The sequence below is a fragment of the Streptomyces panacea genome (genome assembly GCF_040560175.1).
Lineage (GTDB): Bacteria > Actinomycetota > Actinomycetes > Streptomycetales > Streptomycetaceae > Streptomyces > Streptomyces panacea.
This window is the reverse complement of sequence record NZ_JARJHW010000035.1, coordinates 38,980-47,943: the sequence shown is the minus strand read 5'-3', so window position 1 is coordinate 47,943 and position 8,964 is coordinate 38,980. Positions and strand designations below refer to the sequence as shown.

Annotated in this window: 8 protein-coding genes; 3 read left to right on the top strand and 5 right to left on the bottom strand. The window is 68.0% G+C overall.

The genetic code is table 11. From position 1 onward, the window contains the following. Positions 1-13 precede the first annotated feature (13 nt). The 4 genes from P3L51_RS11790 to P3L51_RS11775 are packed head-to-tail and all read right to left on the bottom strand — an operon-like array spanning position 14 to position 3,839. Positions 14-478 (bottom strand): MaoC family dehydratase, encoded by a 465-nt coding sequence (locus P3L51_RS11790; protein ID WP_354605083.1) that lies wholly within the window; start codon positions 476-478, stop codon positions 14-16. Further along, entirely contained in the window at positions 475-1,989 is a 1,515-nt protein-coding gene (locus P3L51_RS11785; RefSeq protein WP_354605082.1) for an acyl-CoA synthetase, read from the bottom strand. Before P3L51_RS11785 ends, P3L51_RS11790 begins: the two co-directional genes overlap by 4 nt. Before the next feature lie 49 nt (positions 1,990-2,038). Next, positions 2,039-2,923: an amidohydrolase family protein gene (locus P3L51_RS11780; RefSeq protein ID WP_354605081.1), complete on the bottom strand. Its 885-nt coding sequence runs from the start codon at positions 2,921-2,923 to the stop codon at positions 2,039-2,041. Positions 2,924-2,936: 13 nt separating this feature from the next. Further along, positions 2,937-3,839: an SDR family NAD(P)-dependent oxidoreductase gene (locus tag P3L51_RS11775; RefSeq protein ID WP_354605080.1), complete on the bottom strand. Its 903-nt coding sequence runs from the start codon at positions 3,837-3,839 to the stop codon at positions 2,937-2,939. Positions 3,840-4,017: 178 nt separating this feature from the next. Between P3L51_RS11775 and P3L51_RS11770 the strand changes: the two genes are divergently transcribed. Then, a complete protein-coding gene (locus P3L51_RS11770) occupies positions 4,018-4,950 on the top strand; it encodes a PaaX family transcriptional regulator (protein WP_354605079.1) in 933 nt (310 codons plus the stop codon). A 233-nt stretch (positions 4,951-5,183) separates the two neighbouring features. On the opposite strand, the gene P3L51_RS11765 is transcribed toward P3L51_RS11770, so the two are convergent. Next, positions 5,184-5,975: an IclR family transcriptional regulator domain-containing protein gene (locus tag P3L51_RS11765; RefSeq protein ID WP_354605078.1), complete on the bottom strand. Its 792-nt coding sequence runs from the start codon at positions 5,973-5,975 to the stop codon at positions 5,184-5,186. A gap of 112 nt (positions 5,976-6,087) precedes the next feature. Between P3L51_RS11765 and P3L51_RS11760 the strand changes: the two genes are divergently transcribed. Then, a complete protein-coding gene (locus P3L51_RS11760) occupies positions 6,088-7,482 on the top strand; it encodes a Rieske 2Fe-2S domain-containing protein (RefSeq protein ID WP_354605077.1) in 1,395 nt (464 codons plus the stop codon). Between the two features lie 8 nt (positions 7,483-7,490). Then, positions 7,491-8,927 (top strand): glutamine synthetase family protein, encoded by a 1,437-nt coding sequence (locus P3L51_RS11755; protein WP_354605076.1) that lies wholly within the window; start codon positions 7,491-7,493, stop codon positions 8,925-8,927. Positions 8,928-8,964 lie beyond the last annotated feature (37 nt).

Genomic DNA, 8,964 nt, shown 5'->3' with positions numbered 1-8,964 from the left:
AACGGGATCGCCGTTACGCGTAGTAGCGGTAGATCGCGGAGGCGATGCAGGCCGGCTTTGTCGAGCCCTCCACCTCGACCGTGAAGGACACCCGCATCTCGATGCCGTTCCCCTTGACCTCCACGAGGGAGCCGACCACGCCGTGCAGCCGGATCTTCGCGCCGACCCTCACCGGGCTGGGGAAGCGGACTTTGTCCAGGCCGTAGTTGACGCTCACCGAGATTCCGTTGATCGCGAGCAGATCGCCGAAGAGCGGAATGATCAGGGAGAGCGTGAGGTAGCCGTGGGCGATCGGTGCCCCGAAGGGCCCCCGCGCCGCGCGCTCGGGCTCGACGTGGATCCACTGGTGGTCGTCGGTGGCGTCGGCGAAGGTGTTCACCCGTTCCTGGGTGACCTCCAGCCAGTCGGTGCGGCCGAGGTTGGCTCCCGCGAGGGCCTTGATCGCGTCGAATGAGGCAACGGTGCGAAGGGCGGTCATGAGTGGGCTCCAGAAGTCGTGAGAGTTCCATGAGTCGCGCGGACGCGGGGCTTGAGCAGCTTCCCGGCGCCGTTGCGCGGCAGTTCGTCGGTGAAGACGACCGTTTTGGGGATCTTGTAGCCGGCGAGCCGCCCGGTGAGGAAGGCGAGGATGTCCTCGGCGGAAGCCTCGGCGCCCGGTGCACGGACGACAACGGCACGCGCGACCTCGCCCCACGTCTGGTCGGGCACGCCGATCACGGCGCAGTCCTCGACCGCCGGGTGCTCGAACAGCAGATTCTCCACCTCGGTCGGGTAGATGTTCTCCCCACCCGAGATGATCATGTCTTTGAGGCGGTCGACGATGGTGAGGTAGCCGTCGTCATCGCGGACGGCCACATCGCCGGAGTGGAACCAGCCGTTCGAGAAGGACGCCTCGGTGGCGTCGGGCAGGCCCCAGTAGCCGGAGACGACAGTGGGGCCCTCGACCAGCAGCTCGCCCCGTTCGCCGGGTTCCGACTCCGCTCCGGAGGAGGCCACGACGCGCACGTCGTTGAAGAATTCCGGGAGGCCCGCGCTGCCCGCCTTGGCCGAGGCGTGTTCCGCGTCCAGCAGACACACGCCGGGAGAGGACTCGGTCATGCCGTAGCCCTGGAGGAAGCACAGGCCCCGCTGCTCGTAGGTGCGGATGAGCGCGGGCGGCACCGGGGCGCCCCCGCAGATCAGGAACCGAACAGAGGTGAGGTCGGCCACGCCGAACCGCTCGTCGGAAGCGATCTGCTGGAACATCGCCGGCACGCCGAACATGACGGTGACGCCGTGCTCCTCGACCAGATGGAGGGTGCGGGAGGGGGAGAACGCCTCCTCCAGGACGAGGGTGGCGCCTTTGAGGAAAGGCGGTAGGCATGTCACATTGAGGGCCGCCGTGTGAAACAACGGCGCGGACAGCAGGCTCACCTCATCGGAGGCGAGGTCCGTGTCGACAAGGACATTGACGCAGTTCCAGGTGATGTTGGCATGGGTGAGGACGGCGCCCTTCGCCCGTCCCGTCGTCCCCGAGGTGTACATGATCATCGCGATGTCGTCGCGGGCGACGTGCTCGTCGATCTCGCTGTTCTCGGCCCCTGTCAGCGCCGCCTCGTAGGTCGCGTCGACGGCGATGAGCCGTCCTCCGGCCCCGCAGTCGCGTGCGACCGCCCCAAAGGCGGGCGTGTGAACGAGGATTGAGGCGCCGGAATCCTCGAGGCAGTGCCGCAGCTCCGGCCCGGCGAGGCGGATGTTGAGCGGGACGAACACGGCGCCCAGGCGGAACGCCGCGAACATGGTCTCCAGAAACGCGGGGTGGTTCGGGCCGAGGAACGCCACCCGGTCACCGCGGCGGATGCCGAGGGAACGCAGGTGGTGGGCGAGGCGAGTGACGCGGTCGTGCAACTGTGCGTAGGTGTACCTGGCTTCCGGGTGGACAATGGCGACGCGGTGGGGGTTCTTGCGGGCCCGTCGTCGGGTCCACGAACCGATGCCGTGGTCACGCATGAGGGAGCTCCTTGGTGTCCGTGGGCGGAGCGGGAACCGCGAGGGGCGGTCAGTCCTTGAGGAAACCGAACAGCCGGGCCGCGTTCTCCTTGAGGATCTTGGGCCGGACCTCGTCCTTGATGGGAAGGGCGGCGAAGTCCTTCAGCCAGCGCTCGGGGGTGAGAAGCGGGTAGTCCGTGCCGAAGAGGACCTTGTCCTTGAGCAGGGTGTTGGCGTACTTGACCAGTTGCGGTGGGAAGTACTTCGGGGACCAGCCGGACAGGTCGATGTAGACCTGCGGTTTGTGCGTGGCCACGGACAGGGCCTCGTCCTGCCAGGGGAAGGACGGATGGGCCATGATGATGGGCATGCCCGGGAAGTCGGCCGCCACATCATCGATGTACAGGGGGTTGGAGTACTTCAGCCGGATGCCGCCACCGCCCGGCGCGCCCGCGCCGATGCCGGTCTGCCCGGTGTGGAAGACGGCCACGGCACCGGCCTCCTCGATCGCCTCGTACAGCCCGTACGCGACACGGTCGTTCGGGTAGAACGCCTGGAGACTCGGGTGGAACTTGAAGCCCCGCACCCCGAAGTCCCTTACCAGGCGCCGCACTTCCCGCACTCCCGGTCGCCCCCTTGCCGGGTCGATGGAAGCGAAGGGGATCAGGACATCGGGGTTGTCCGCCGCGACTTCGGCGATCTCCTCGTTGGGCGGGGCAGGGACTCCGGTCGTGGCCTCCGCGTCCACGCTGAAGACGACGCACGCCATCGCCCGCTCGCGGTAGTACGTGGCGATCTCGGGCAGGGTCGGGGTCCTATGGGCGGCGTCGACGTTGAAGTACTGGCTGGAAGCCTGCATCAACTCCGCGGACAGAGAGTCCTGGCCGCGCGAGGAGACCTCGGCGTGTGTGTGCACGTCGATCGCGGTGATCGCGTTGATGTCAATGCCGGTCATCAGACGGTCCTCCTCACAGCTGCGGGGCGGGGATGCCGTAGGTCTCGGTGAGCTGGCCCACCGAAGTCGGCCAGACGTCCGCGATCGCGTCGGCCGTCCAGCCCCCGTCGGCGAACGCGGCCGAGATCTCCCGCGGGTGCGACCACAGAGAGAGCTTGTCGCCGCCTATGCCGACGCATTGGCCGGTGACGTCCTTGGCCGCGTCGGAGGCGAGGAAGACGACCAGGCCGGCACAGTCCTCGGCGGTGCCGAAGGCCGCGCCCTTGCGCAGGTCGGCCGGGAAGGGTGTGCCGTTCGCCTCGTGCGCTTCGACATGCGGCGTGAACGCCGGGATGGTCTTGGTCATCTCGGTGGCCGCGGTCGGGATCACCGCGTTGGCCGTGATGCCCGCCTTGGCCAGTTCCAAGGCCCAGGTGCGGGCCATCGCGGCGATGCCCGCCTTCGCGGCCGCGTAGTTGGTCTGACCGAAGTTGCCGCGCTGGCCGGCCGGGGACCCGGTGAGGATGAGGCGACCGCCGTCGCCCTGCTCGCGCATCCGGATCGCGGCGGCGCGCGCGCAGGTGAAGGTGCCGCGCAGGTGGACGTGCTGGACCGCGTCGAAGGCGTCCTCGGACATCTTCCACAGCACTCGGTCACGCAGGATGCCCGCGTTGGTGACCATCACATCGAGCCGACCGAACTGGGACACGGCCCGGTTCACCAGGGCGTCCGCTGCCTCGCTGGTGCCGACGGCGACGACCTCGGCGACGGCGCGGCCGCCTTCGTCGCGGATTTGCCCGACGGCCGCCTCGGCCGCGTCGGCGTCCACGTCGTTCACCACCACCGCGGCGCCTGCGGCGGCCAGCGCCCGGGCGTAGGCGAGACCGAGACCGCGTCCGCTGCCGGTGACGACAGCGACCCTGCCGGAAAGGTTCATGAGGAGACTCCTGGAGGAGGAAGGGAAGGGGAGGCGGCGGTCGGACGAGAAGCCGCTGCGGGGCACCGAAGAGTGCTCGCCTCTCCGTGCTATCAGGAATTAGGTTATGCATCTCTGTGATGGACGTCAATAAAATGCGTAACATTAACCTTGAGGGCGACGTGATCAGGAGGCGTACATGGAAGACACCGCGTTCGTGGATGGCACAGACGGGTCGGCGGATGGCACAGACGGGTCGGCGGATGGCGGCCTGCGCGGCAGGACGGAACCGGACACGGCGTCCGAGGCGACACTCAAACCCCAGTCGCTCATGCTCAACTTCCTCGGCAACTTCGCACTCGACGGTGATGTCTGCATCTACTCCGGCAGCATCATCAAGGTCTTCGAACGCACCGGCGTGGGTGAACGTGCCACGCGTTCGACGCTGAGCCGAATGGTGGACCGCGGTCTGCTGCGGCGTCAGCGCGCGGGGCGGAGGATGTACTTCGGCCTCACCGACCGCGCAACGGCCGTCCTGCGTGACGGGGAGCGGCGGCTGCTCAAGCAGGGAGCCGTCAATGACACCTGGGACGGAACCTGGACGCTGCTCGCGTTCTCCTTGCCGGAAAGCAGCCAAGGCCGCCGCCACGACCTGCGCTCGCAACTCACCTGGTCCGGATTCGGGCCGCTGATCGGTGGGTTGTGGATCGCGCCGGGGGACGTGGACGTCACACGCATCACCGGGGACCCGGCACTGAGCCCCCATGTCACGGCCTTCCGGTCCACCGCCGACCCGGTCACCGATGTCGCCCGTGTGATCCACAACACCTGGGACCTCGACACCCCGGCCTCTGGATACCGGGCCTTCCGGCACCGCTGGCTTGCCTTCGCGGAGGGACAGGGTGCCGCGACGTCCGGATCCGATCTCGACGCGCTCGCCCTCAAACTGCGTCTGCAGACGGAGTGGCTTCACATCGTCCACGCCGACCCGCGTCTTCCCGTCCAGCATCTGCCGGCCGACTGGCCTGCCGCCGCGGCGCAGGACATCTTCCGCCGCGCCGACGCCCGGGTCGACGAGACGGCCCGGGCGTCGGCGGAGCTGTTGCTGGAGACGATCCCGCTACGGGGGTGAGCTGCTCCTTGCCGGAGCCCCCGGCGCCGGGGACATGGGGTGCGAGAGGCTGGGGAATCTCACGAATACCTCAGCGCTGCCCCGTAGTCCCCGGCGGGCGCACGACGGCAGCTACGGCACCTCGCCGTGTTGCCGGATCGCCCGGATACGCCCGGTACGAGGGCGGCCCTCCGCCTTGCGACGCACCGCGTCTGACGCCGCGCGCCGATCCACCGGGGATGACGGGCCACCCCTTAGAGGAGTTGGCTGCGGAGTTCTTCGGCGTTCCGCCGGAGCGCCTCCAGCACCCTTCCGCGCATCTCCTCGGCCGAGAGCTGCTCCAGGGCCGAACCGGCGTTGAGCGCGGCGATGACGCGGCCGTCCCAGCGTCTGATCGGAACGGCGATCGAGTGGAACCCCACCTCCACATCGTTCACGACATAGCAGTAGCCGGTGTCCCGGATCTCCCTCAGCACTTCATCGTCGACTGCCCCATCGGCAGCCGTGGCGTTGTCGTGGCCGGTGCGGTCTTCATCGGGGGTGTCGGGATGGGCGAGCAGTACCTTGCCCAATGAGGAGCGCCGCGCCGGTACACGGAACCCGACCCCGCTGCCGACGGGGAGCAGTCGCTGCGGCACGGCGCGGGCGATCATGACAGCGTCCGGACCGTCGAGGACGGCCACGGAACAGGAGACCGTGAGTTCATCGCAGATACGGTCACAGGTCGGCTGCACGATCGTGCTGATGACGTTCGACCGCAAATACCCCTCGGCGAGGCGGAGGATGCGCGGGCTCAGCGTGTAGGACCGACCGTCGGCCAGCAGATAACCAAGGTGCTCCAAGGTGACCACCACGCGCCGGACGGTGGCCCGTGGCAGGCCGAGCTCACGCGCCAGGTCCGCCTGCGTCAGGCGCCGGCGTTCCGCCCCGAAGGCCGCAAGGACGGCGAGCCCTCGCCCAAGGGCCTCGGAGAAGTCCGCGGGGTTCGCCCCTGCCAGTTTCCGCTGCTGCCGGGCCTCGGCATGCGCGGCATCCAATCGACCCATTGCGCCAATCCCTCCTCCAGTCGTAGTGTCCGCCTCACACGTCAAAAGAATGAACTTTCGTGCGACAATCGAACACCCCGGGGTTCAGATGCTAGCAGAAGAGAACGAAAAGATGACCCGCACCGGTCCCGGCACCCGAGCCGGGGACTGGATGCGGCTGTACTGGCAACCCGTCGCGTTGACGGAGGAACTGGCCGGGCCGCGTCCGGTCGTCGTGGTCAAGCTGCTCGGGGAGGACCTGGTCCTGTTCCGCGACGAGAACGGATCCCTGGGCCTGGTCGAGCGGCGCTGCCCGCACCGGCGCGCGGACTTGTCGCTGGGCCGGCTGGAGGACGGCGGTCTCCGCTGCTACTTCCACGGCTGGCTGTTCGACGGCGCCGGCGGCTGTCTGGAGACTCCGGCGGAGCCGGTGGGCAGCCAGCTGGCGTCCCGGGTGCGGATCACGGCGTATCCGGTGAGGGAACGCAACGGCATCGTGTGGGGCTACCTCGGTCCGGGGGAGCCGCCGTCCCTGCCGGCGCTGGACTGCTTCCTGGCCCCCGACGAGTACACCTTCGCGTTCAAAGGCTTCCTCGACTGCAACTGGCTCCAGGCGCTCGAAGTCGGGATCGACCCCGCCCACGCCTCCTACCTGCACCGGTTCGAGGAGGACGACGACTCCGGCGACGCCTACGGCAAGCAGTTCCGCAATGTGTCCCTCGGTACCGACCTGCCCATGACGAAGATCCTCCGGGAGTACGGCCGCCCGGAGATCATCAACGCCCGTACCGAATACGGACAGCGCATCGTCGCGCTCCGCCACATCGACGGTGAGGGGCACGACGGCAACGCCACCCATGTGCGCATCACTCATCAGGTGTTCCCGCACGGCATCACCATCCCGCTCAGCGCCACCATGGCGATCACCCAGTGGCACGTCCCCGTCGACGACACCTCCAGCTACTGGTACGCGATGTTCACCAGCCTCGATGAACCCGTGGACCGCGAGAAGATGCGCGAGCAGCGCCTGGACGGCATCACCCTGCCGGACTACAAGCCAGTCAGGAACCGGTCCAACCAGTACATTTTCGACCCCGAGGAGCAGCGAACCACCACCTACACCGGACTGGGCCACGACATCAATGTGCACGACCAGATGGCCGTCGAGGGCCAGGGCCACATTCACGACCGTACCCGTGAGCACCTGAGCCGCTCGGACAAGTCCATCGTGACCTACCGTCGGATGCTGCTCGCCGCCATCGACGCCGTCGCCGAGGGCAAGAGCCCCGAACTGCTGCTGAAGGACACCGCGGACGTGGAGAGCCTCGGTCCGATCCCGCTCGACGGGATCGGACCGACAGGAGAGTGGGAGTCCTTCTGGACCGAGGCCATCGACTCCCTGCGCCGCGGCAGCCCGTGGGCTCAGGACTCCGAGGCCGCCCGGACCAGTGGCCCCGCCGGTGTGCGTCTTTCCCCGCCGGAACCGGACGACGATCTGCTCCCGCCGCTGCCGAGCACGTCGAGTTGAGGTACACCATGGGATTCATCGAACGGCATCAGCTGTACTCCGGCGAACAACTCGAGGCCGCGGCCGAGATCGTCAGGAGAATCGAGAACGAGGACCTGCGGGCCGTCCGCGTCGTCTTCGCGGACCAGCACGGGCTGCTGCGCGGCAAGACCGTCGTGGCCGGCGAACTGGCAGCCGTGCTGCGCGGCGGTCTGACCGTGGTGTCCACCCTGCTGTCCAAGGACACCTCCGGAACCACTGTCTACCCGGCCTTCTCGACCGACGGCGGCGTCGGCATCGCCGAGATGGCGGGTGCCGGCGACATGGTGATGGTCCCGGACCCCAGTACATTCCATGTGCTGGACTGGGCGGAGAGGACGGGGTGGCTGCTGTGCGACCTCTACTTCACCAACGGACAGCCCGTCCCCTTGTGCAGCCGGGGCCTGATGCGGCGGGCGGTCCGGCGCGCGGCCGATCACGGCTACGAGGTCCTGACCGGCGCGGAGCTCGAATTCCATCTCTTCCGCGTGCTCCCCGGCGATGTGGTCCATGACGAATCGGGTGCCCGCACACCGGAGATCGGGCCCGTCAACGCGGGCTATCAGTTGCTCTCCGAGGACCGGATCGATGCCATGGAGCCGATCGTCTCGGTCTTCTGTGAGCATCTGCGGCGCCTCGGCATCCCGGTACGCACCTTCGAGGTCGAATTCGGCCCCAACCAGCTGGAAGTGACCCTCAACCCCGAGGTCGGCGTGCGCGCCGCCGACACGGTGATGCTGATGCGCAGCGCCCTGAAGCAGATTGCCCGCCGGCACGGCTATCACGTCACCTTCATGTGCCGGCCGAAGATTCCGCGCGTCTTCTCCAGCGGCTGGCATCTTCACCAGTCACTCCTGCACACCGGCGCACTCGACGGCGAGAACGCCTTCGTCTCCGGTGATCCCGGCGTCGTCCTGTCCGAGGTGGGACGCCAGTACCTCGCCGGGCAGCTGCGTCACGCCCGAGCGGCCTCGGCCTTCGCCGTCCCCACGATCAATGGATACAAGCGGTTCCAGTCCTACTCCATGGCACCGGACCGGGTGTTGTGGGCCAGGGACAATCGTGCGGCGATGCTCAGGGTGACAGGTTCGGACGCGGACGGATCGACCCATGTGGAGAACCGGGTCGGAGAGCCCACCGCCAACCCCTATCTCTATATGGCCTCCCAGTTGACCGCCGGTCTCAACGGTGTCGAGGAGCGGTGGGAGTTGGGCCCCGCGGCCGACGAGCCGTACGAGACGGAGGCGCCGCGACTGCCGGCCACGCTCGCCGAAGCCCTGCAGGCCCTCGCTGACGACACCGAATTCACCCAGGCCTTCGGAAAGCAGTTCGTCGAGTACTACCTCGGCATCAAACGTCACGAGCTGGCCCGGTTCAACGCCTCGGTCACCGACTGGGAGCACAACGAGTACGTCGATCTCTTCTGAGACGCCGGCGCACAGGTGCTCGGAAAACAGAGGTAGC

Coding starts and splice junctions, on each gene's coding strand:
- P3L51_RS11790 (WP_354605083.1), bottom strand. CDS start 478: ATGACCGCCCTTCGCACCGTTGCCTCATTCGACGCGATCAAGGCCCTC.
- P3L51_RS11780 (WP_354605081.1), bottom strand. CDS start 2,923: ATGACCGGCATTGACATCAACGCGATCACCGCGATCGACGTGCACACA.
- P3L51_RS11765 (WP_354605078.1), bottom strand. CDS start 5,975: ATGGGTCGATTGGATGCCGCGCATGCCGAGGCCCGGCAGCAGCGGAAA.
- P3L51_RS11760 (WP_354605077.1), top strand. CDS start 6,088: ATGACCCGCACCGGTCCCGGCACCCGAGCCGGGGACTGGATGCGGCTG.
- P3L51_RS11770 (WP_354605079.1), top strand. CDS start 4,018: ATGGAAGACACCGCGTTCGTGGATGGCACAGACGGGTCGGCGGATGGC.
- P3L51_RS11755 (WP_354605076.1), top strand. CDS start 7,491: ATGGGATTCATCGAACGGCATCAGCTGTACTCCGGCGAACAACTCGAG.
- P3L51_RS11775 (WP_354605080.1), bottom strand. CDS start 3,839: ATGAACCTTTCCGGCAGGGTCGCTGTCGTCACCGGCAGCGGACGCGGT.
- P3L51_RS11785 (WP_354605082.1), bottom strand. CDS start 1,989: ATGCGTGACCACGGCATCGGTTCGTGGACCCGACGACGGGCCCGCAAG.